Here is a 23,963-nt window from a genome sequence, read left to right as displayed (position 1 = left end):
TTAAGCACTGCCGCGCCAATGGTACTTGGGCTTAAGCCCCGGGAGAGTAGGTCACCGCCAAACCTAGAAAAATCCCACAATCAAACTTCTCTCTTACGATATCGAACTCATTCGACCCCGGCCTCAAGTAGCGTAAGCAACAGGCCGAAAAACGGTCTCAAGTAGCCGAATAGGCGGTAGACCACCAAAGTGACGCGGGATGGAGCAGCCCGGTAGCTCGTCAGGCTCATAACCTGAAGGTCGTAGGTTCAAATCCTACTCCCGCAACCAGCGTCAGATAGTACAAAATACCACGGTCAGACTGCAGTTGATCAAATGAATCAATCGTTTAACATCTGCACCCCGTTAGTCGAATAACCGTAAGGTCAATGACACAAATCCTAAGCGTAAAAACAATATATTAAGCATCATCTAGCCTCGAGTTAAGCGTCGATTTTGCCTTCGGCTATCACAACAGGAAGCACTGAGGACGCAAATGGGCACGAAAATACTTTGTGATGCGCGTTTGCGTGGTCCCGGCTAAAGGTTCTGAACAAAATCTAATCGATACTTGAATCTCTGTTGCAGTCCGCGACCAAAACGAGGGGGCAACAGAATTCCGAAGAAACCTCTTCCCGAATGATGAGAAACAAGCCAGTATCTCGATCTGATAAGTCGACGTAAGCGGTGTGAAAACCGTTAACTTTTGGGGCAGGTCGCAAGCAACATGGCAAACTTCAACATCTCTGACGGCGTTGGTACTACGTTCACCGATACTTCTCCTGGTGGCGGTTTTGTTATTGATTTCGACTCTCTCGACAACAGCTTTAGCCTGCAGATCAATGGTGTGGATTTGTTTGTTGGTGGACCCGCAGGGGCGCCGAATGAGCTGCAATTCCAACGACAAGTCAATGGTACCGAGGGTCAAACTGTTCGCTTTGCTGACGGGGACAGGTACGAAATCGATACACCAGCTGTTTGGCAGCTTGGAAACACCAACGGTGAACCAGTTGTTCGTTTGGTCGTTGAGCCGGACGGAACAATCCAGCTCTTTGGCGTGAAAGCGGATAACGGCGCGCTTGTACCGCTGGAATTGTTCAACGGAATGACGGTAAATTCCGCCGCAATTGCAGACGCTTGGAACGATACCGGATCGAACACCATTACCATCGACCAGTCCGTGACCGGCCCCACAAATGCAGACGGCGAGTTTGTGGACGTTTTGTGCTTTGCGGCCGGAACACTGATCGAAACACAGGAAGGGCCAGTTCCGATAGAGGATCTGCGGGGAGGCGATCAAGTTCTCACCCAGGATCACGGATTTAAACCGGTTCGTTGGGTCGGATCGCGTAAACTGAGCCGTGAAGAGCTTGAAGCTCAGCCACGGCTTCGGCCTATCCTAATCCGAGTGAATGCCTTGGGTGATGGGTATCCAAAGCAGGACCTAATTGTGTCCCAGCAGCACCGCATTTTGGTGTCATCAGCTGTCGCCATGCGCATGTTTGAATGTCAGGATGTTCTGATACCGGCAAAAAAGCTGCTGCCTTTGGATGGCATCGACTTTCTGCCCGACACCGCGGGTAGCGTCGAATACTTTCACATACTGTTCGATCGGCATGAGCTCATCTGGTCCAACGGGGCGCTGACGGAAAGCTTGTTTACCGGCCCTGAGGCACTCAGGACTGTATCTCCAGAAGCCCGACAAGAAATCAAAGACTTGTTTCCCGAATGTTGCGATCCGCAGTTCGAGGCGACTTCCGCACGCTACATTCCCAAAAAGGGCAAGCATATGCGTAAGTTGGTGGAACGGCATCAGGTGAACAACAAGCCACTTTATAGTTGATCATCTGTCTCAAACCCGTTTACGTCACTTTTGAGATTTGAGGCCGCTGCCGAAGGATCGCTTGATCACCGCTTAGGCGGTAAAACCCATTTCATCCCATCCGGCTTTTGGACGCGATTGAAAATTTCTGCTAATTTGTCCTCCAAGTGCAATGTGGGTTCGAGTTGCCGCGCCGCTTTTGCCGATACGAACGAAGTCCCCACTGCATTTGTGAACCAGAGCTGAACCACGGTTGTATGCTAATTGGATAGGCTTGCGGTCAGAACTGCTTTCAGCTGAACAAACTCCGGTGATAGAGCAGCCGGAAATCAAAAAGTTTAAGAAAACTATAACTAAACTTTTGATTTAAAACATAATTTTGACTTCTCCCGCTCACAGGGAACGCACCACGCAGTTTTACCTCTGATCCGGTCCGCAAATGGAATCGGAGGCTTCGAAATGCTGGATAAAAGGAATCTCTTTCGCCCTCAGCGAGCGCCAGCCAGAGCGAATTGCAAACCTACGCGCCGCGGAATCAAAGCTATGGTGGCGGTGCTGTTTGCAGGAGTACTGACCTCGGTGACTTCTGTCCCTTCGCCCACGGTAGCTGACGGGCTGATGGTTGTTGGCAGCGACCGAGGCGGATATCTGCATGACCGTTTGATCGAGATCGAAAACCTGCAAAAAAACGGCATTCAGGTCGAAATTCGGGGACGTGTCTGCTTTTCGACCTGCACGATGTTTCTGGGCCTTCCTGGAACCTGTGTGGATCCTGACACGACATTTGGATTCCATGGACCTTCGCGAAGTGGTCGGCGGCTTGCTCCAGAAGACTTTGACTATTTCAGTCAGGTCATGGCCGCGTACTATCCAGAACCACTGAGGACGTGGTTCTTGGAAAAAGGGCGTAACCGCATCAACGGCGTTTTCAGGATAAAAGGCGCCGAGATCATCAGAATGGGAATTCCTGCCTGCCGGACCGCCTGAATGAAGCTTGCTTAGACCAGCGCGCAAATGTTAGACGCCTTGGGTCTTGACCACCGGCCCTTGAATTCAGTGCTAGCCGGTCGCAGTAGCCACTCAGGAGGCCCCCTTAACGTGCTGTCATCGCTGATTCAACGTTTCGGGCGACGCGCGGTCTTTCCCGCCGCGATGCCGGACAAGCCGACCTGTGTCATTGGTGACGTGCATGGTTGCATAAGGCAGTTGCAGAATCTGTTACCTCAGATTCCAAGGGATCATCGGGTCATCCTTGTCGGAGATTATGTCGATCGCGGCGAAAACAGCGCTGACGTTCTGCGTCTGATCCAAAACCGCCCGGACTTCATCTGTCTGAAGGGAAACCACGAAGACATGATGTTGAATTTCCTGCGTGACCCTGAACAACATGGCCCGCGCTGGCTGCGTTATGGCGGTCTGCAGACGCTGGCTTCATTTGATGTGCGGAACGTGCGCGCCGAAATGGCCGCTGCCGAGCTCGTCGCCTGCCGTGACAATCTGTTGGCGGAAATGGGACCTGAACTGGTCCAATGGATCACGGAACTAAGGGCCTTTGACTATTCCGGAAACGTTCTTGTGACACATGCTGGTGCAAATCCGAATACGCCCGCCGATCAGCAAACTGAAAAAACCCTGATATGGGGCGACCCAGAATTTCGGACAACCGACAGGCGGGACGGCGTTTGGGTTGTTTACGGACACACAATTGTCGATCAACCCACAGCCCGGCGCGGACGGATTGCCGTGGATACCGGCGCCTTTGCCACTGGCGTATTGAGCGCGGTCTGCCTGGACGGTGGTGAGCCTACATTCATCAGTGCCGGCGCTTAGCGGGTTTGACGCAAATACAAAGTTGAAAAAACTCGAAAATTTCGAAGGTGCGCAGTTTCGGACCCTCACCGGCGTTCGTGGCGCCGGGCATCCTTTTTTCCGACCAAACCAAGCCGGGCCTTGTCAGGTCATGACGGTTTCAATAGGAAAATTAGGAACCGCGTTAAATTATAGAGCTTTTTATGTTGATCTGTCCTGTCCTTCTTTGTGGAGGCTCCGGTACACGCCTCTGGCCTTTGTCCCGAAAGAGCTACCCGAAGCAATTCGTTCCATTGGTCGGCGAAGAGACTCTGTTTCAGGCGGCTGCCCGCCGGTTGTCCGGAACAAACGCGGAATTGGAATTTGAATCGCCGGTGGTTCTGACCAACTCGGACTTTCGGTTCATTGTTGCGGAACAGCTACAGGCAATCGGAATTGATCCTGGAACAATCATGATCGAACCTGAGGGTCGCAACACAGCGCCAGCGGTTCTTGCGGCGGCACTGTATGCTTATGCCAAGGATGAGGCCGCTGTATTGCTGGTTGCCCCTTCCGATCACGTCGTACCGGATGCTGCTGAATTTCAGGCTGCTGTTGCCCGTGGTCTGGAGGCGGTTGCACAAGGCAAACTGGTGACGTTTGGCATTACTCCTACACATGCGGAAACGGCGTATGGATATCTTGAGCTGGCCGCGGGTTCGGGCGGTGACGGAGCGCCTGTTCCGTTGAAGAAATTCGTCGAAAAGCCGGACTTGGCCCGTGCGACCGAAATGCTGGAGGCCGGGAATTACAAATGGAACGCGGGCATTTTCCTGTTTCGTGCGGCAGATATCATCGCAGCCTTCCAGGCCCACGCGCCCGATCTGATAAAACCGGTGAAGGAAGCGGTTGAAACAGCAACGCCGGACTTGGGGTTCCTGCGCCTCAACCCTGAAAGCTGGGCGCAGGCCGAAGACATTTCGATCGACTATGCCGTAATGGAAAAAGCAACAAACTTGTCGGTCGTGCCTTTCGGCGCTGCATGGTCGGACCTGGGCGGCTGGGACGCCGTATGGCGTGAAAGCGGCCCTGACGCACAAGGCGTGGTGACCAGCGGGGGCGCAACAGCGATTGATTGCCACAACACCCTTTTGCGGTCGGATAGCGAGCAGCTGGAAATCGTGGGTATCGGACTGGACAATATCATCGCTGTCGCGATGAATGATGCGGTTTTGGTTGCCGATGCATCGCGGGCGCAAGACGTCAAAAAGGCGGTGAGCGCGCTTAAGGAAAAAAACGCGCCCCAGGCGACGGAATTCCCAAAGGACCACCGCCCGTGGGGGTGGTTCGAAAGCCTGGTGGTTGGCGAGCGGTTTCAGGTGAAGCGTATCCATGTGCACCCTGGTGCATCGCTGAGCCTGCAAAGCCATTTCCACCGTTCCGAACACTGGATTGTTGTCGAGGGTACCGCCCGTGTGACAATCGATGATCGTGAGCAATTGGTGACCGAAAACCAGTCTGTCTATATCCCTCTCGGGGCCACGCACCGGATGGAGAATCCGGGAAAGGTTCCGATGGTCCTGATTGAAGTGCAGACCGGCACATATCTGGGTGAGGATGATATCGTGCGCTACGAAGACAAATACGCGCGGGGGCAGGGGGCCAAAGGCTGAACCGCGCCTGAAGTTTCAGTGTGACGTTGATTCAAAAATGCGCGGCAGGGATCAAGTATGCCGCCGCGCAATTTTTCTTTGTGTGGGGGGGGCTGACGGCGCAACGCGCGGTGCGCTGGCGGATCGTTAAATGGATAATCCTAACGTGCCGCTGACTGACACAGACAGCGAGACATGAATCAAGATGACCAACCCATTCAGCAACCGAGCCTCCAGCCTGTCCGGCCCTGCGCGTGACATTGTTCCCGTTGTCGCTTCGGACAATTCGGATCTGGCCGATGTAGCAATCGGTCTCTACGTCGAATCCGGCGGAGCGATTGTTCTGACCACCGTTCGGGGCGAAACCCGTACAGTTCAGGTGTCGGACTTTTCGATCCTGCCGGTGGGGACAACGCGTGTACATGCAACCGGAACTACAGCGCCCGGTATCCATGCGATGGTATTGGCCTAAACGCAGGTCAATCAAGTCAAGGTTCGAAGGCGCGCAGCCAGTGACAACCGTTTAGTCTGCGCCAAACAAATCCCGGGTAAACACCTTGCCCGCGACATCCTCAAGTTCGGGGCTGTGCCGGTTGGCAACGATCAAATCGGCTTCGGACTTAAAGGCTTCGAGATCCTGCACGACACGAGACCGGAAAAACTCCTCCCCCTCCAGCGCCGGTTCATAAACAATGACCTCGACTCCCTTGGCTTTCAGTCGCTTCATGATCCCTTGGATCGAGGACTGACGGAAATTGTCGCTGCCCACTTTCATGACCAGCCGGTGAATACCAACGACGCGCGGGCCCCGCATCAGAATCTGATCGGCCAAAAAATCCTTTCGCGTCCGATTTGCGTCCACGATGGCGCGAATGAGGTTTTGCGGAACATGGTTGTAATTGGCCAAAAGCTGTTTGGTGTCTTTTGGCAGGCAATAGCCTCCATACCCGAAGGAAGGATTGTTGTAATGGCCACCAATGCGCGGATCCAGTGAAACGCCTTCGATGATCTGGCGGGTGTTCATGCCACCAGCCATTGCGTAACTGTCGAGCTCGTTGAAAAAGGCCACTCGCATGGCGAGGTAGGTGTTGGAAAACAGCTTGATCGCCTCGGCCTCATCCGGGTCAGTGAACAGGACGTCCACATCTTTGGTCACGGCACCCTCAAGCAAAAGCTTGGCAAACACCCGCGCCCGGTCCGAACGTTCGCCGACGATCACGCGGGACGGGTGGAGGTTGTCATAAAGCGCTCGCCCTTCACGCAGGAACTCCGGTGAGAAAATGAAATTGTCGCTGTCCAGATCGGCGCGCAGCGCCTGAATATACCCCACTGGGATCGTCGATTTGATGATGATCGTGGCCTTGGGGTTGATCGCGTTCACTTGCCGGGCAACGGCTTCGACGCTTGAGGTGTCGAAGTAGTTGGATTTGGCATCATAATTCGTCGGGGTCGCCACGATCACAAACTCGGCGTCTTCGAAGGCCGGTTCTGTGGTTGCCCTGATCGAAAGGGCTCGGTTTGCAAGAAAGTCTTCCAGTTCGGCATCAACGATGGGGCACTGGCCGGAATTGACCATTTCAACCCGCTCTTTTGAAATGTCGATTGCTGTGACATCGTGGTTTTGAGCCAATAGCACCGCATTGGACAATCCCACATATCCGAGACCTACAACTGCAATCTTCATTCCTTTGCCCTCATACTCGCAAACCGGTGTGTACTTCACCTGCTTTATTGCTTGCCGATTGTAAATGCGGTGTGTGTGCCGAAAACCCCATCGTTACGAAATTATTCGAGGTTCCGATCCGTTGGATGCAGGTCCGAACCAAATGCTGGCCATCTAAGGCGTTCGTTCTGATCTGAGGCGCTTCAAGCCAAGTCAGTTCCATGACTCCAAATGAGATTAAATCAATCAAGATACTGAAAAAAAACAATTTAGTGGTAATGATAAAAATATGGATGATTTTCTGGAATTCGGCATTCTCAGGTTGAAGCTGGTATGATAACGGTCAGCCAACACTTGATTTAGGAGATTCAGGATGATCAAAGCGTCTCTTCTCTTGTTAGGCTGATTCCATCCTGAAAAAGAGGGGGTTTCATGCTTTTTATCACGAACAGATTTCCGACCCAGAGTATTCGCACCCGTAAAGGACGCCGTTTTACCTTTGATCTGGACAATAACGCGCCTTCAAATTCGGTGTTTTACTGTGAAAAGGGCGAAGATGAGCATCACACCGAAATCACCAGTAAAGAGCTGCTGCGGCGTGTGCGTGACAACAATTGCCGCCAGATCCTGCTGTATCTTCACGGGTTCAACAATCTGCCGGAGGATGTGTTCGAAACCACGGCTGAGCTTCAGCGTCTGTGCGATCAGGCCAAACCCGGTGAAGTGATGGTGTTACCCCTGATCTGGCCCAGCGACGCCAAGCAGGGGATCGTGCAAAAGCATTGGGATGACCAGAAGTCCGCAGACCAAAGCGGGTTTTCTTTTGCGCGGGTGCTGGAGCGATTTCTGGAATGGCGCAACAGTGAGGATAACGAGCCCGAAACCGCCCCCTGCCTGAAACGGATCAACCTTCTGGCCCATTCGATGGGCAATCGGGTTTTGCGCCAAACGCTGATAGAATGGGATCGGTACGATTTGGCGTCGGGCGTACCCCTGTTGTTCCGCAATACCTTCATGGTCGCTGCAGATGTCGTTAATGAATCCGTGCATGAAAATGAGCCCGGTGTGCTGGTCAGCCATGCTTCGCGGAATGTGGTTGTCTATTTCGCCTCTGACGATCTGGCGTTGCGGGCCAGTAAGGCTGCAAACCTCAAGAACAAAGTTGCGTCTCGCCGGTTGGGTCATACCGGGCCAGAGAACATCGACCGAACCCCGCACAACATATTTCAGGTTGATTGCGACGATATCAATACGGCCTATGACACGCCTACCGGCCACAAATATTTTGGTCCGGTTTCGCCGGGTGGCGAGGCGGGCCTTGTGTTCCGGCATATTTTTCAATGCGTCCAATCCGGGCGCGTTTTCCCAGATGATCCGCATCAGCGGTCGGTCATTTTGCGCTGAATCAGGCGTTCGCGATATGTCGGCTTTTCAAATTTGATCAGAAATCCAAATAGTTCACAATCTGGTGTTGCAACCTTCAGAATGATCTGGATGATCAGCACTACCAAGACCGGCAAAACCGGTCTGCCGTTTCATGGAACGGTACTAACGAAAAAACGGGGAGATTATAATGATCCTGAAGAACCTGATGATCGCTGCCAGTGCGACCGCATTGATGGCGGGTGCCGCATCGGCGGAAACGCTGCGATGGGCACGTGCTGGTGATGCGCTGACGCTGGATCCGCACTCGCAAAACGAAGGCCCGTCACACACAATACGTCACCAGATGTACGAGCCGCTGATCATCCGCGACGTAACAGGCGCGTTTGAACCTGCACTGGCGACCGAGTGGGGTCCCAAGGCTGATGACCCGAATGTCTGGGTCTTCAAGCTGCGCGAGGGTGTGAAATTCCATGACGGCGCAGACTTCAACGCCGAAGACGTGGTGTTCAGCTTTGAACGGGCCAAGCAACCTAATTCCGACATGAAAGAGCTGATCGGCTCGATCACCGAAGTGCGTGCGGTTGACGATTATACCGTCGAGATCGTCACAGACGGTCCGAACCCGATCCTGCCATCGAACCTGACCAACCTGTTCATTCTGGACAAGGGCTGGGCCGAGGCGAATGACACAGTCAATGTGCAGGATTTCGAAGGCGGCGAGATCACCTATGCCACCACCAATGCCAACGGTACGGGCCCTTACGTCCTTCAGAGCCGCGAGCCTGACGTCAAAACCGTGATGGTGCGCAACGACAACTATTGGGGCATCGACCAGTTCCCGATGGAAGTGACCGAGATCGTCTATACCCCCATCCAGAACGCTGCGACCCGCGTTGCTGCGATGCTGTCGGGTGAGGTGAACTTCCTGCAGGATATGCCGGTGCAAGACATTGACCGCGTCAATGGCGCCGATGGCCTGATGGTAAAGCAAGCCCCGCAGAACCGTGTGATCTTCTTTGGTATGAACCAGGGTGCGGACGATATCGAAGCGGACAACGTAGACGGCAAGAATCCTCTGGCCGATGTGCGTGTGCGTCAGGCGATGTCGATGGCGATCAACCGTGATGCGATCAAGCAGGTCGTTATGCGCGGCCAGTCGCAGCCTGCGGGCATGATCGCACCGCCTTTCGTGAACGGCTGGACCGAAGCTATGGACGGCGAATCCGCCACTAATCTGGAAAAGGCCAAGGAACTGATGGCAGAGGCAGGTTATGCCGATGGCTTCTCGCTCCGGTTGGACTGCCCGAATGATCGATACATCAACGATGAAGGGATCTGTCAGGCGGCCGTTGGGATGCTGGGCCAGATCGGCGTGACTGTGAATCTGGACGCAAAGCCCAAGGCGCAGCACTTCCCGCTGATCACCGATGGCAAGACAGATTTCTACATGCTGGGTTGGGGTGTTCCGACATATGACTCGGAATACATCTTCAACTTCCTTGTCCACGGTCGCGAAGACGACATCGGCACATGGAACGGAACCGGCTATCAGGACGACGCGCTGGACACGAAGATCAAGTCGCTCGCCTCGAACACCGACCTGGACGCCCGTAATGCCGACATCGCCGACATCTGGCGTGTGGTGCAGGACGAAGCGCTTTACATCCCCATTCATCACCAGGTTCTGAACTGGGGCATGGCCGACGGTGTGGGTATCGAAGTGGATGCCGAAGACCAACCCAAGGTCAAATACTTCACCATTAAATAAGTCAAAACATTTGACGATCAGACAGGGCGCGATTTTCGCGCCCTGTTTTTTGTTGCGATCTGAGATTTCCTTGCGCATGCGGCAAAAACCAAGAAAACTCGACCCCAGAAACAGGGAGACATAACAATGATCCTCAGGAACAGCGCCATTGGCATTGCAATGCTGGCTGCCACCAGTGTTCAAGCTGCAGATTTTAAATGGGCCTCCACCACGGACCCGCAAACCATGGACCCGCACGCGGTCAATTCGGCTCCGGTTCTGGGATTTCTTAACAACGTCTACGAAGGACTGGTCCGCCGCGACAAGGACATGAGCGTTCAGCCCGCCTTGGCTGTCAGCTGGGAGCCGATTGGCGAAGGCGACGGTTGGCGCTTCAAACTGCGTGAGGGCGTGACCTTCCACGACGGCAGTACCTTTGATGCGAAGGACGTTCTGTTCAGCTATAAGCGCGCCTCGGGCGAGGCTGCGGATACCCGCAGTTGGTTTGCGCCGGTCAGTGAGGTGATCGTGGTCGACGACTATACTGTCGATATCATGACGACCGCGCCGAACCCGTTGTTCCCGTCTTCGATTGCCAACTGGATGATCATGGATCAAGGCTGGACCGAGGCGAATGATGCCGCCGTCCCAGACAAAGAGGCCGGCAATTATGCGACGATCAATGCCAATGGCACCGGTGCATTCAAAGTCACCGAGCGCGAGCCGGGTCTGAAAACCGTACTGGAACCTCACGAGGGCTGGTGGGGAGATGTCGAACACAATATCACCCGCGCCGAGTTTAACCCGATCCAGAACCCTGCGACCGCCGTTGCGGCGCTGTTGTCGGGCGATGTGGATATGATCAACCCGGTGCCAATCCAGGACGTCGCGCGCCTGCAAGAAGACAGTGATGTCGAAGTCATCAAGGGGATCGAGGCCCGCGTGATCATGCTGGGCTTTGATCACGAGGCTGAGACGCTGAAATATACCGACGATGAGGGCAAACCCAATCCGTTCCGCGACCCGCGCGTCCGCAAGGCGGTGGCGCAGGCGGTGAATGTCGATGCCATTCTGGCCACCATCATGCGCGGCAATGCCGAAGCGGCCTCGCAATTGGTGAGCCCGGCCATGAGCGGTTATTCTGCGGCCCATGCCGAACGTCCCGCATTTGATGTCGAGGGTGCCAAGGCTCTGCTGGCCGAGGCAGGCTACGCCGATGGGTTCTCATTCGGTCTGAAATGCCCCAATGACCGCTATCTGAATGACGAAGCCGTCTGTCAGGCTGTGGTCAGCATGCTGGCCCAGATCGGGATCACCGCCGAGCTCGAGGCGATGCCTGTGCGCAATTACTGGCCCGAGCTACGCGAGGATAACTATGACATGTACCTGCTGGGTTGGAGCCCCGGAACATTTGACGCGGAACACCCGGTCCGGTTCCTTGTCGCGACACCAAACGAAGAGAAAAAGCTGGGCAGCTGGAATTTCGGTGGGTTCTCGAACGCGCGTGTGGATGAGCTGTTGCCTGCAATCCAGTCCGAGCTGGATGAGACGAAGCGTCAGGCGATGTTGGACGAAGTGGCTAAGATCATTCAGGACGAACAGGTCTATGTGCCCATGTACGTGCAGCCACTGGTCTGGGGGACACGCAGCAATATCGAGCTGACACAGCGCCCCGACAATTTCTTTTTGCTGCGCTGGGTGACGGTGAACTGAAGACGCTTGAAATATGGATTGGCGAGGGCCGGTTCGGCACCGCCAATCCGCATTAAACCCTGCTTAAAACCAATGACGCAGGAAATAAGGATCGCTTTGATACCTTCCCGTTAGCGATACCTTGACCATCCGGTCGACGCGTGCATAGAGAAGCGGATCAATGGGGAAAGTGAATGTTCGCATATATCGTCCGAAGGATGTTTCAGTCCGTGATCGTACTGTTGGTCGTGGGTCTGGTCGCATTTTCTATGTTCCGGTTTGTCGGCGATCCGATCGACAACATGCTGGGTCAGGAGCGTACGCAAGCCGATATCGACCGGCTGCGGGCTGAACTGGGGCTGGATCAGCCTTTTCCGGTTCAGTACTACAAGTTCCTGAAAAATGCCGTTCAAGGCAATTTTGGCGTGTCTTATCGTCAGGGACGTCCTGTCTCGACCATCATAGCCGAGCGCGCGCCGGCCACGCTGGAACTGGCTTTTGTTTCCGGCTTTCTGGCAATCACCATGGGGATTGCGCTGGGCGTGTTCACAGCCATCCGACGACAAGGGATTGCTGCGAATGTCATCATGACCGTTTCCCTGATAGGGGTGTCCCTGCCGACCTTCCTGATTGGGATCTTGTTGATCTACATTTTCTCGGTTGAATTAGACCTCTTACCCAGCTTCGGGAGGGGCGAGACCGTTATGATTGGCAACTGGTCCACCGGTTTCCTGACGGCCTCTGGCCTCAAAGCGCTGATCCTGCCCGCGATTACGCTGGGTCTGTATCAGATGACCCTGATCATGCGTCTGGTCCGGTCGGAAATGCTTGAGGTGTTACGCGCCGATTATGTCCGGTTTGCACGCGCTCGCGGTTTGTCGGACCGGGTGATCAACTTTCGCCACGCGCTGAAGAACACTATGGTTCCCGTGATCACGATCACCGGCCTGCAGCTGGGCTCGATCATCGCCTTTGCCATCATCACCGAGACGGTGTTCCAGTGGCCTGGCGTTGGCCTGCTGTTCATCAACGCGATCCAGTTTGTCGATATCCCCGTCATGGCCGCTTATCTGATGCTGATTTCGGTTATGTTCGTCTCGATCAACCTGATCGTCGACCTTCTTTATTATGCCATTGACCCGCGCCTGCGTGTCGACGCGAGGGCCACATGACCGATACCATCGAAACCCCGACCGCCCCCACCAAATCGCGATTTGCCAAGTTCTGGGACAGCGATTTTGCGTGGTCCTTCCGGCATTCTCCGGTTGCCTTGATCGCCTCACTGGTGGTGCTGATCCTTTTGCTGGCTGCCGTTTTTGCCCCGGTTATCGCACCCTATAATCCGTTCGATCCGGCGTCACTGAACCTGATGAACGGCTTCACGCCGCCGGGCACGCCGAATGCCTTTACGCAGGAAACCTTCTTTCTGGGGACCGACGATCAGGGACGCGACGTATTCTCGACCATTCTATATGGCATGCGCATCTCATTGTTTGTCGGCGTTTCAGCGGTGATGCTGGCGCTGATCATCGGTGTCATCCTTGGGCTGGTTGCGGCGTATTTTGGCGGTTGGGTCGAGACGCTCATCATGCGGATTGCCGATGTGCAGCTGACCTTTCCGGCCATTCTGGTTGCGATGCTCATCTTTGGTATCGCCAAGGGCGTTACGCCCCCCGAATACCGCAACGAGATGGCGATTTATGTTCTGATCATCGCGATTGCCCTGTCTGATTGGGTGCAATTTGCGCGGGTCGTACGCGGCGCTGCGCTGGTGGAAAAGAACAAGGAATACGTACAGGCCGCCCGTCTGATCGGGCGCGGGCCAATTCCGATCATGTTCCGGCATATACTGCCCAATGTCCTCAGCCCGGTTCTGGTTATTGCCACGATTTCGCTGGCGCTGGCGATTATCGCCGAGGCGACGCTCAGCTTTCTGGGCGTGGGTGCACCGCCGACCCAGCCGTCGCTGGGAACACTGATCCGTATCGGGCAGGGCTTCCTGTTCTCGGGTGAGTGGTGGATCCTGTTCTTCCCGGCCTGCACCCTTCTGGCGCTGGCCCTGTCTGTCAACCTGCTGGGCGACTGGCTGCGCGACGCGCTGAACCCCAAGCTGCGGTGATTACATGAGCCTTCTGACGATCAACGACCTGACGGTCGAATTCCCGACGCGCCGCCAACTGTTCACCGCTGTGGACCACGTGGACCTGTCCGTTGAACCCGGCGAAATCCACGGTCTGGTCGGCGAATCCGGTGCGGGCAAATCCACAATCGGAGCGGCCATCATGGGTTTGCTGGACCGGCCTGGCCGGATTGCCAGCGGCACCATCAAGCTGAGCGGTGACCAGATCAGCGGCCTGGATGCAGTCGCAATGCGCGGCCTGCGCGGCAAGAAAATCTCGATGATCTTCCAGGATCCTCTGACCTCGTTGAACCCGCTGTTCACCGTGCGCGAACAGCTGACCGAGACGATCCAGGCCCATCTGGGCGGAACGGATGCCGAGGCGAACAAGCGTGCCCGTGATCTGATCGACCGGGTGGGCATTCCTGACCCGGACACGCGGTTGGACCAATATCCGCACCAGTTCTCAGGCGGGATGCGGCAGCGTGTTGTGATCGCTCTTGCGCTGTGCACCGAGCCGGACGTGATTATCGCGGATGAACCGACCACGGCGCTGGACGTGTCCGTTCAGGCGCAGATCCTGGACTTGATCAAGGAACTGGCGCAAGAACGGCAGGTCGGCGTTATCCTGATCACCCACGACATGGGCGTGATCGCGGATACCACGGACAAGGTGACGGTTATGTATGCGGGTAAGGTGGTGGAAACCGGCCCGACGTCTCAAGTCATGGGTCAGCCCACGCACGAATACACCAAGTCGCTGATCGCCGCTGTCCCGCGCCCCACGTTGAAACTGCACCGCTTTCCGCAGATCAGCTATGGCGGGCGTGAGACCCGTTTTGCCATCGACGATATGGCCCGGCACTGGCCCAAGGTGGACAATGACACCAGCAAACCGGTGTTCGAGATTCGCAATCTGACCAAGAAGTTCCTGCAGCGCAAAGGCCTGCTGCCGTGGGACCGCACTTATTTCACTGCCGTTGACGATGTCAGCTTTGACATTCGTGCGGGTGAGGTATTCGGGGTGGTGGGTGAATCCGGCTCTGGCAAGTCTACCATCGCGCGGATGATCGCGGGGCTGTACCCGGTTGATGGCGGTACGATCACCTTTGAGGGGCAGGTGGTTAGTGATCTGACCAACAAGGCCGCGTTGGATGCGTATCGCAAGAACATTCAGATGATCTTTCAGGATCCGTATTCGTCGCTGAACCCCCGGATGCGGGTTGACGATATCGTGGCCGAACCAATCCGTCATCACAAGCTGATGGAAGGGTCCGATGTAAAACGCCGCGTGGACGAATTGCTGGATCAGGTGGGACTGGGCCATGAGGCCGGGCTGAAATTCCCGCACGAATTCTCAGGCGGTCAACGGCAGCGTATTTCGATTGCCCGTGCTTTGGCGACACAGCCGCGGTTCTTGATCTGTGACGAACCAACCAGCGCCCTGGACGTGTCCATTCAGGCGCAGATCCTGAACATCCTGAAAGACCTACAGGAACATCTGGGCTTGACGCTGCTGTTTATCAGCCACGACCTGCCGGTGGTACGTCAAATGTGCGACCGGGTGGCCGTGATGAAGCAGGGCAAGGTGGTTGAGTTGCAGGAAACCAACGAACTCTTCGCCAACCCGCAGACCGAATATGCAAGCGAGCTGCTGCGGTTGATGCCGAAACTCGACGATCTGTCGACGGATGGGCTAGAGGCCGAGACCTAATTCCAAAGACCCAATTGCCCGTCACTCGGGCAATTGGGTGTGCATATACATTAAAATATTCAAACTTTGCAGACTCATCCGGGTTTGTTGTGCTACGTCTGTCTTTGGAGTTGGGGGCTTCAGAGGGGCGAAATGTCTCAGGACCTTAGGGACTGGCTAAGCGCACTTGGATTATCTGACTACGCGCAAGCCTTTTTGGATAACAAAATTGATTTTGGAATTTTACCCGATTTGACGGGTGAAGACCTGATCGAAATCGGAGTCACTGCTGTCGGCGACCGTCGGCGGCTTTTGCGCGCGATTGCCGAGCTTGAGACGTTCGAAACTGCCCCGCCATTTCAGCCTCAGGAATCCCTGGAGCCTGCGAAACGGCAGGTAACGGTCATGTTCGCCGATCTGACCGGATTTACTCGTTTGACCAGCGAACTGGATGCCGAAGACATGCACGCGCTGCTCAACGCGTTTTTCACCAGGGTGGACAAGGTCGTCGAAAAATACGGTGGCCGGATCGACAAGCATATTGGCGATGCGGTCATGGCAGTGTTCGGCGCGCCGATCTCGCACACGAATGATACCGAACGGGCCGCGCGGGCAGCACTGGAAATTCACACGGTTCTGCCTGGCCTGAACCCTCCGCTGACCTGCCATATCGGGATTGCATCAGGGCAGGTTATTGCCAGTACAACAGGCAGTCAGGCGCATACGGAATACACCGTGACCGGTGATGGTGTGAACCTGGCCTCGCGCATCACTGACATGGCGGCGCCGGGGGAAACTTTGGTTTCACATGACATTCAGCGTGCGTTAGGGCCGCTTTTTGTTGGTGAGTCGATGGGCGAAAAGGCAATCAAAGGCCTTGGTGATCCGGTTGAGTTGTGGCGGCTGGACCGGATGGCGCGCAACATCCGGTCGCGCAGGCATCGCTTTGTGGGCCGCGAGCGAGAGCTGTCCCTGTTTTCGGCAACGTTCGATCGATGCCAGCGGCACGGTAAGGGTGAAGTCCATATCGTACTGGGCGAGCCGGGTATTGGCAAAACGCACCTGTCGGAACAGGTGGCTGAGCTGGCCGACAGCCTGTCTTATTCCATCCACAATGGCGTGGTCATGGATTTCGGCGCGCGCGAGGGGCATTCAGCCATCCAATCCGTGACACGCAGTATTCTTGGGCTGGAGCCGACGGATGATACGGAAACCTGTGCATCTGTCGCGAAGGATGCAATTAGCAAGGGTTGGGTAACAGCGGCGAATGCCGCGCACCTGAATGCCCTGCTAGAGCTTGAACAAGACCCCGGTCTGGCCGAGGTCTATGCGGTGATGGACAATGCAACCCGTCTGCGGGGGCGTCGTCAGGTTATAGACGACCTGATTTCGGCCCGCAGCCAAAAAACGCCTTTGTTGATCCATATCGAGGATATCCACTGGGCTTCACCCGAGATCCTGACAGCTTGCGCCCATATCGCGGCGATGACGCGCAATCTGCCCTGCGTGTTGCTAATGACCAGCCGCGTGGAAGGCGATCCGATCGACCGCGAATGGCAACTTGCGACGGATGGTGCCCTGATATCCAAGCTGGAACTGGCGCCGATGGGGGACGAACAAGCCCGACAACTGGTCGAAGAGTTCACCGGGATCGACCCGGAACTGTTGGACGCCTGCGTGAAACGCGCCGGAGGCAATCCGCTGTTTCTTGAACAGTTATTGCGCAATATCGATGTGCTGAAACAGGAATCCGTTCCCGGCAGCATTCAGGGCATTGTTCAGTCCCGTCTGGATTCGCTGGACCGAACCAGCCGGACGTCGATTCAGGCGGCATCCGTGCTTGGGCAGCGGTTCTCGCCCGAAGTTTTGAATTTTGTTCTGGGTGAAGGGCATCTGGATACCTCGACCCTGATCCGCTCGGCCCTGATCCGCGAGGCTGAGGCCGATCTGATGTTTGCCCACGCGCTGATCCGCGACGGATCTTATGCAACTTTGGTGAAATCCGAACGCGCGCGCCTGCATCGTCAGGCCGCGAGTTGGTTTGAGGACCGCGACGCCACCCTGCGGGCACAACATCTGGATCGCGCGGGTGCAACTCATGCAGCCCAGGCTTATCTGGAAGCCGCGGACAAGCTGATACAGGTTTTTCAGTTCGACGATGCCAGCCCGTTGATCGAACGGGGGCTGGAACTGCCAGCACCCGCAGGGGTTCGCTTTGATCTGTTCTGCGCCCGGGGTGAGACGCACCGGCTGCAAGGTCTGTCCAATGATGCCCTGCGTGAATTCAAAGAGGCCGCAGAACTGGCCGAAACGGATGAACAAATCTGCCGCGCACAAATCGGCCTGGCGCAGGCTGCGCGGCAGGCCAGCCTGTACCAGGAAGCACTGGAAAGTCTGGACATTGCCGAGGCAGCTGCGGAACGCTGCGGGTCTGACCGCGACATTGCCCAGATCAACTATGTGCGCGGCAATGTATATTTCCCGCTGGGGCAGGTGACAAAGGCGCTTGAGAGTAATGAAAAGGCTCTAACACTGGCCAGAAAGCTTGAATCCGCACGACTTGAAGTTGGCGCGCTCAGTGGATTTGGCGACGCCAATTTCATGAATGCCACGATGCAGACCGCAACGGGGTTCTACACGCAGGCGGTCGAACGGGCGCGGGAAAAGGGTTTGGTCCGTGACTTGGCCGCAAACCTGCACAATCTGAGCGTCGCGCGTAGTTATACCGGCGAAATAGCGCAAGGAAAGCTGGATGCGCAGGAAGCCATTGAGGTGTCACAGAAGTATTTTGCCTTTGTTCCGGAATGCGTTGCGCAGACCTGTTTGGGCGTTGCGCACACCTTTTTAGGAGAAATAGATCAGGCGCTGGACGCCTTCACCCTGTCTGCCGAGATCGCAAACCGTGTTGGTGCAAAACGCCTCGAGGCGCAGGCGCTTGAACATCTTGCCCGCACACACGTCTATGCCGGGCAGCTGGAACAGGCGCGCGAAACCGGTCGCCGCGCGGTCGACATTGCCCTTGAGCACGGTCGGAATTTTGTCGGACCAAAAGCGCTGTCAGCTTTGGCCATGGCCGAAGAGGACCCAACTGCGCAGGATGAAAACCTAAAGCTTGGCGAGAAGATCATCGCCGAAGGCTGTGTTGGCCATAGCCACCTGCATTTCTATACCGACGCCGCTGCCGTCATGCTGGCGCGCAAGCAGTGGGACGAAGCCACACGGTACGCAGATGCCCTGGCCGATTTCACAGCGGATGAGCCCTTGCCGATGGTCGATCTGTCGATCCTGCAGGCTCGAACACTGGCTGAATGTGGGGGTTGGGGAATTCCTTTGACGGCACATGAGGGTTTCGATGAATTGAAGGCGCGGTTTCAGAACCTGGGCATCAAACAATCGCTGGTCGGGCCGCTGGACTAATCAGGTGAGGGGCTGAATGAGCATAGAAAAGAAAGTCTGGCTGATCTCGGGTTTTGTTACGCTGGGTCTGGCCCTTGTTCTGTTCAAACTCTGGATTGAACTGAACCATTTCGACGAGGACCCGACGCAATTGCCAGATCAGGCGTCGGTCGACGCTTACTTGCAAGACCTTCCAAATTTGCCAAGCTATCAGGTCAAAACTGGCATATTTATCAAATCCTTCAGTTTTACCGGTGCCAGTGATGTGCATGTCAGCGGCTATATCTGGCAGCATTATGAAGACGGTGTGCATGACGCCATCAAACCAGCCGAAGGCGAAGTGGGGTTCATCCTGCCGGAAGCTGCCGAGGCAGCGAGTGGCCTGATTGAAGAAGCCTACAGGATAGATCAGGGCGGGTCCGAGTTGATCGGCTGGTATTTTGAACAGACCTTGCGCCAGGCCTTTGACTATACCAATTATCCGTTTGACCACAAAACCGTCTGGGTCCGTTTCTGGCCGGGCGAGTTTGACGTAAATGTGGCTCTAATCCCTGACTTTTCGGCCTATCCGGCCACGGGGCCGAACGATATCTTTGGCATCGACAACCGGATCGTCATGGGAACGTGGGAGCGTGAAAACACCTATTTCGACTACCGGCTGTCCGATCTGGATACGACCCTTGGCATCGGCAAGAACGAATATCAGACCAACCTGCCTGAGCTGCACTATAATTTCGTCATCAAACGGAACTTTGCGAATGCTTTTATCGTCCACATGATCCCCCTGATTGTTGTGACGATGCTGCTGTTCGGGGCCGTCATGACGGTCACGCGACGCCCCAATCTGGTGGAACGGCACGATTTCAGTACGTCCAGTGTTATCGGCACTTGCTCGGTCCTGTTTTTCGTGATCCTGCTGGCGCATGTACAACTGCGCGAAGGGTTTGCCGGATCGCCTGTGATCTACATGGAATCGTTCTTTTTCCTGATGTATTTCCTGCTGCTGGCGGTGTCGGTAAACACCTACTTCTTTGCGGCCGAGGCCGTGCCGTCCCTGTGGTTCATCCACTATAAAGACAACCTGATTCCCAAGGCCTGCTTCTGGCCCTTTGTCCTGTCGTGCATGGTGATCATCACGGCCTATAACCTCAGCCTCAAGGACATCCCTAAGGATGAGGCCGGGATACAGGTTCAAAACTAGGCGGGCGGCTGCCACCCGGGTTTTTGTGTGCCTGTCGCCATGTCCAGCGTGTATTCCCCGACAACCCCGGCTACGCCCTGATCCAACTGGTCCAGATACTTGGTGGGCTGCGCGATCACGTAGGCATAGGCGGGTTTTTTCACACCGTCGATCAGCACATTGATCCGCTTGCGGACATAGACATTCTCGGGTGATCCGGGTCCGTGGTAACCTTCGAGCTGGTCTAGCTGTTTCAGGCCCGATGAGGTCACCCGATACACTTCTCCGCATATTGGATGGCCGCGCCCTTTCTGGTCGACCAGCGTGGCCATCCTGTGCAGGAAGCCACAGTTCGGATTGTCGCAATGCGGCTCATGCGGCACGATCAGAGGCATTCGCTGTCGCGTCACGGCCTTGCCAACAAAATCATCCAGCACATCGGCGTGGGCTTCGTGGTTCGGGAAGCCTTTCTTCAACGAACCATAGGTAAAGTAGAGATAGGTGCGCTCACGGTCATCAACCACATCGTCTTCGCCCTCTTCCTCAATCTCGGTCAGCGTGTGGCTGTTGGCCCAGTCATCCAGCATGGCCAGCACGTCTTTTGATATTTTGGCGTCTTCGATGTCATGGGCGTTTTGCAGGAAATGGATGCAAGCGCTGGCATCAATGCCATCCGCTGCCAGCAGAGTTTTGACCATTTCGACCGAGTTGTTCATCACCGCCACGTGCAGGCTGGTAAACCCATGGTCGTTGGTCGCATTCACGTTGATACCGCGCCGTATCAGCTCTTGTGCAGCCTCCAGATCAGGTTTGCCCAGGTCCTGCCCGTTTTCGTTCAGCTCGCCTTCGCCGCCTGCTGCGTAGTGCAACAGCGTGTCGCCATTGTGGTCATCCACGATGTCGATCCCGGCCATGCCATTGTCGATCGCCTCGAACACACGATTCCATTGTTCGAACTCATCCGATGCGGCGGCTTCTTGCGCCCATTTGCAGATGTTGTGTTCCTGATCGGCCAGTTCTTCGAACGCTTCGTCCAGAACCTCCATGATCTGGTCCGGGGTCGCCATCATGCCGATCCCCATCATGCCATTTGACAGACGCCCTTTGCGGGGACCCACCAGATCAACACCCAGATCACGCAGCTTTTCGACATTCCTTTGGGTTGTGACGTTGTTCCACATGTTGGTGTTACACGCCGGGCAAAGGATCGCCGGTTTGTTCCGGTACTGCCAGGCAACAAAGACCGAGGTCAGAAGGTTGTCGGCAATCCCATTGGCGATCTTACCCATTGTATTGCAGGTCACGGGCGCCACGATCACGCAATCGGCCCAGTCACACAACGCAAGGTGCGAGGCGCGCAGCGGCATGCCGAACTTGGTGTATCGAAAGTTCCATTCGTCGTCGTCGCGGTAATAGTCGTTGTGCGAGATATAGTCCTCGACCTTTTCCGGCTCGTACCCCCGTTCAATCTCGACGCCCTTTTCGATCTCGATATCGCGAAAGAACTTCTCAGCGGAAACCGACGGGATCAGTTTCACGTTGTGGCCAGCGGAGGTAATTTTCTTTACCAGTTGCGGCACCTTGTCTGCGGCAGAAGACCCGCAGGCACACAGCAATACGTTGCGTTTTTCGCTGGGGGCATCGGTCAGCCCACCCTTGGGATAGCCAAAGATGTTCTTGTCCAGGCTGGGAGATTCATTGCGCAGCAGAACCGGCAATCCGGCCTTCTTGATGTCTTTTTGAAATTGACCATTAAGAATTCTGTCTACGATGTCCTTGCGCGTGCCCTGAAACACATTCTGGAAAAACAGATATGGAACCGTTTCCTTGCCGGTTCTAGCGATCAATTGCCTGCGCATTTTCATGACATTTGCCCCGTGCCCCTCGACATCAACCAGCTTGATGTCGGTGATGCCGATATTGGCCAGAATACTGCGCAGCATGTAGGACCAGGGGTCTTCATCCGCATAGAACAGAACAAGCGGGTTTTTTTCGGTGATATGGTCTACGTCGGACGGATCTTTTGGGGCTTCACGTTCTTCGATTACCAGCAACGCAGGTTTCGTAATGTCCCGAAGACCGCGGAACAAATGTCCGCGTGGCGCTTGCCAGACTTGTGAGGTCGCGGGGCTCATGTCCACAACCGTCACCATATCGGTGGCCTCTTTATATGCGATACACAGGCACCAGAACTCCTCCAACAGGGCCGTTTCGCGGAACGCATTCTTCGGGGGGCGAATGACCTCAGACCCCAGTACCTTGTTGAAATCGATATTGATCATCAGGTGACGACCTTTGTCATCGTTCAGGCTTAGCAATTGGTGGCGGAACCAGTCTTCGGGTGATTTGATGCTTTTGTCCGAACGATTGGCGTAGCTGCGGAAAGTGCTGCCCAGATGCACGTCCGGTTCCTGGCTGAGGTACCGTTGCGCCATCGCGTGCATTTGCCGGGCTGTTGACACGCGGCTAAGCGCCTCGGCCAGATCGGTTTGCGTTGCCCTCAGCAGTTTATCCTCGTCAACCTGTTCATCCCCAAGGATGGCCAGACTTTCGGCAAGAACGCCCATCGAGTTCATGTTCGGGCTGGCCCGTCGGAACAGGTTACGCCGCTTTTTGGGGTCCTTGGCCAGGTATTCCGTACTGTCGACATAATTGCAGTCCTGCTTCAGGGTTTGCAGGTATGTTTTGACAGCGTCCCGTGCCGAAAACCGCAGCATCCCCCGTGATCGCATCGAGGTCCCATCGCGGTCCGTCATCCCGGCCCACAACCGATCGATGGTTGTCACCCATAGCTTGCCGTACTTTTCCGGGTGAACGTCCATCATATGCACAAGGCCGGTGCTGGGGTTGCACTTTGCGATAATGGCAAAATGGCCGCCCGGCATATTTTCCTTGCCATGTGCGACACCGACTTGAAAGTTCGCCACAAGGATATCGTTTTTCCCCCCCAGCCGATTGGATTCGTCTATTGCCTCAAGCAACAGATCCACGGATGTCGTGGCCTCATCCATGAAATAGGCCTGCACCTGAATGACATCGCGCAGGTCCTGGGTATGGATGAATGTGCAGGCGACATCGAATAGCTCGCCCAGCGATATTCCGTCGTTCACGACAAACGAGGTCGGCAAGCCGCATTCGCGAAAGATGTCATTGACTTCGTAGCTGAATCCAAGCGCCGACATGCTAAGGGCTGCGGCGGTCACGCTGCAGCAATTGATCGGCTGTTGATAGTTCTTCAGATGCACACTGACCAGATCGCCAAACAGCGTATCTTCACAGGCGTCTTTGATCTTTTTCGGGATTGCCTTCCATTGGTGTTTGGGCAGATAGGCCAATCGGGTGCCCGGGGTGGCCAGCGCCTGAAGACTGACGGGAATGTCCTCGATTTCGAGATGTTCTTCGTAAAAATAATCCCCGCTGTCTGCGGTCGCCAAAACCGCTTTGTCCTGCCTTAGCTGAACCATGCCGCCAAGGACCACAAACATACCCTCTGAGGGCAGGACCGTTTCTTCGGATACTTCGTAGAATTCTAATTTCGAATGAATGACTGATGGATCTTTGGATGGCAGGACCTCATCTATCAATTTCAGATCGTCTTGGGATGGATTGAATGATTGAGAGCTTTCAATTGGATCTTTAGGCACGTCTTGTCCCCCCTGAACTTCGGCGTGAAAATTGTCAAAGACCCAACGCAGTAGCTTGTTTTTGGGTCAGGCACCCATCGGTCATACAGAATAGAAAACCGGCCTGACGTAATTTCCCGCGCTGGGCGGACCGATTGAACACATTGATATGCGCGAACAAAAGGGTCCAATTGAGCGCACTGTATAATATCTGAATATAAAA

General features: G+C 55.3%; 16 protein-coding genes and 1 tRNA gene. 14 read left to right on the top strand and 3 right to left on the bottom strand.

Features of this window, described 5'->3' with window-relative positions; all coding sequences use genetic code 11:
• Positions 1-107: 107 nt before the first annotated feature.
• Positions 108-230 (bottom strand): hypothetical protein, encoded by a 123-nt coding sequence (locus AC2FJF_RS19100; protein ID WP_496700151.1) that lies wholly within the window; start codon positions 228-230, stop codon positions 108-110.
• On the opposite strand from AC2FJF_RS19100, the gene AC2FJF_RS19095 reads away from it, so the two are divergent.
• The 6 genes from AC2FJF_RS19095 (at position 194) to AC2FJF_RS19070 (ending at position 5,713) form a co-directional block, all read left to right on the top strand.
• Positions 194-270, top strand: a tRNA-Met gene (locus AC2FJF_RS19095). The two genes, AC2FJF_RS19100 and AC2FJF_RS19095, sit on opposite strands and share 37 nt — an antisense overlap.
• 436 nt (positions 271-706) lie before the next feature.
• On the top strand, positions 707-1,822 hold the full coding sequence (locus tag AC2FJF_RS19090) for a Hint domain-containing protein (protein WP_496726754.1): 1,116 nt from the start codon (positions 707-709) through the stop codon (positions 1,820-1,822).
• Positions 1,823-2,344: 522 nt separating this feature from the next.
• Entirely contained in the window at positions 2,345-2,788 is a 444-nt protein-coding gene (locus AC2FJF_RS19085) for a hypothetical protein (protein ID WP_496726753.1), read from the top strand.
• A gap of 111 nt (positions 2,789-2,899) precedes the next feature.
• Positions 2,900-3,631: a metallophosphoesterase family protein gene (locus AC2FJF_RS19080; protein ID WP_496726752.1), complete on the top strand. Its 732-nt coding sequence runs from the start codon at positions 2,900-2,902 to the stop codon at positions 3,629-3,631.
• A 182-nt stretch (positions 3,632-3,813) separates the two neighbouring features.
• On the top strand, positions 3,814-5,262 hold the full coding sequence (locus tag AC2FJF_RS19075) for a mannose-1-phosphate guanylyltransferase/mannose-6-phosphate isomerase (protein ID WP_496726751.1): 1,449 nt from the start codon (positions 3,814-3,816) through the stop codon (positions 5,260-5,262).
• 184 nt (positions 5,263-5,446) lie between these two features.
• A complete protein-coding gene (locus AC2FJF_RS19070) occupies positions 5,447-5,713 on the top strand; it encodes a spike base protein, RCAP_Rcc01079 family (RefSeq protein WP_496726750.1) in 267 nt (88 codons plus the stop codon).
• 51 nt (positions 5,714-5,764) lie between these two features.
• Here the strand turns inward: AC2FJF_RS19070 and AC2FJF_RS19065 are convergent, their stop codons facing one another.
• Complete coding sequence (locus AC2FJF_RS19065; protein WP_496726749.1) at positions 5,765-6,925, bottom strand: nucleotide sugar dehydrogenase; 1,161 nt, start codon at positions 6,923-6,925, stop codon at positions 5,765-5,767.
• Positions 6,926-7,336: 411 nt separating this feature from the next.
• On the opposite strand from AC2FJF_RS19065, the gene AC2FJF_RS19060 reads away from it, so the two are divergent.
• The 8 genes from AC2FJF_RS19060 (at position 7,337) to AC2FJF_RS19025 (ending at position 20,138) form a co-directional block, all read left to right on the top strand.
• Positions 7,337-8,308 (top strand): alpha/beta hydrolase, encoded by a 972-nt coding sequence (locus tag AC2FJF_RS19060; RefSeq protein ID WP_496726748.1) that lies wholly within the window; start codon positions 7,337-7,339, stop codon positions 8,306-8,308.
• Positions 8,309-8,477: 169 nt separating this feature from the next.
• Positions 8,478-10,058: an ABC transporter substrate-binding protein gene (locus tag AC2FJF_RS19055; protein ID WP_496726747.1), complete on the top strand. Its 1,581-nt coding sequence runs from the start codon at positions 8,478-8,480 to the stop codon at positions 10,056-10,058.
• Between the two features lie 126 nt (positions 10,059-10,184).
• Positions 10,185-11,750: an ABC transporter substrate-binding protein gene (locus AC2FJF_RS19050; RefSeq protein ID WP_496726746.1), complete on the top strand. Its 1,566-nt coding sequence runs from the start codon at positions 10,185-10,187 to the stop codon at positions 11,748-11,750.
• 173 nt (positions 11,751-11,923) lie between these two features.
• Entirely contained in the window at positions 11,924-12,901 is a 978-nt protein-coding gene (locus AC2FJF_RS19045) for an ABC transporter permease (RefSeq protein ID WP_496726745.1), read from the top strand.
• A complete protein-coding gene (locus AC2FJF_RS19040) occupies positions 12,898-13,848 on the top strand; it encodes an ABC transporter permease (protein ID WP_058273051.1) in 951 nt (316 codons plus the stop codon). Before AC2FJF_RS19045 ends, AC2FJF_RS19040 begins: the two co-directional genes overlap by 4 nt.
• Before the next feature lie 4 nt (positions 13,849-13,852).
• Positions 13,853-15,562 carry an ABC transporter ATP-binding protein gene (locus AC2FJF_RS19035; protein ID WP_496726744.1) on the top strand — a complete coding sequence of 570 codons (1,710 nt, stop codon included), beginning with the start codon at positions 13,853-13,855 and terminating at the stop codon, positions 15,560-15,562.
• 132 nt (positions 15,563-15,694) lie between these two features.
• Complete coding sequence (locus AC2FJF_RS19030; RefSeq protein WP_496726743.1) at positions 15,695-18,958, top strand: adenylate/guanylate cyclase domain-containing protein; 3,264 nt, start codon at positions 15,695-15,697, stop codon at positions 18,956-18,958.
• Between the two features lie 16 nt (positions 18,959-18,974).
• A complete protein-coding gene (locus AC2FJF_RS19025) occupies positions 18,975-20,138 on the top strand; it encodes a hypothetical protein (RefSeq protein WP_496726742.1) in 1,164 nt (387 codons plus the stop codon).
• On the opposite strand, the gene AC2FJF_RS19020 is transcribed toward AC2FJF_RS19025, so the two are convergent.
• Positions 20,135-23,761 (bottom strand): flavoprotein, encoded by a 3,627-nt coding sequence (locus AC2FJF_RS19020; protein ID WP_496726740.1) that lies wholly within the window; start codon positions 23,759-23,761, stop codon positions 20,135-20,137. The two genes, AC2FJF_RS19025 and AC2FJF_RS19020, sit on opposite strands and share 4 nt — an antisense overlap.
• Positions 23,762-23,963 lie beyond the last annotated feature (202 nt).

This window comes from Ruegeria sp. CDSB013, assembly GCF_059611165.1.
This window is presented reverse-complemented; position numbering and strand designations above follow the sequence as displayed.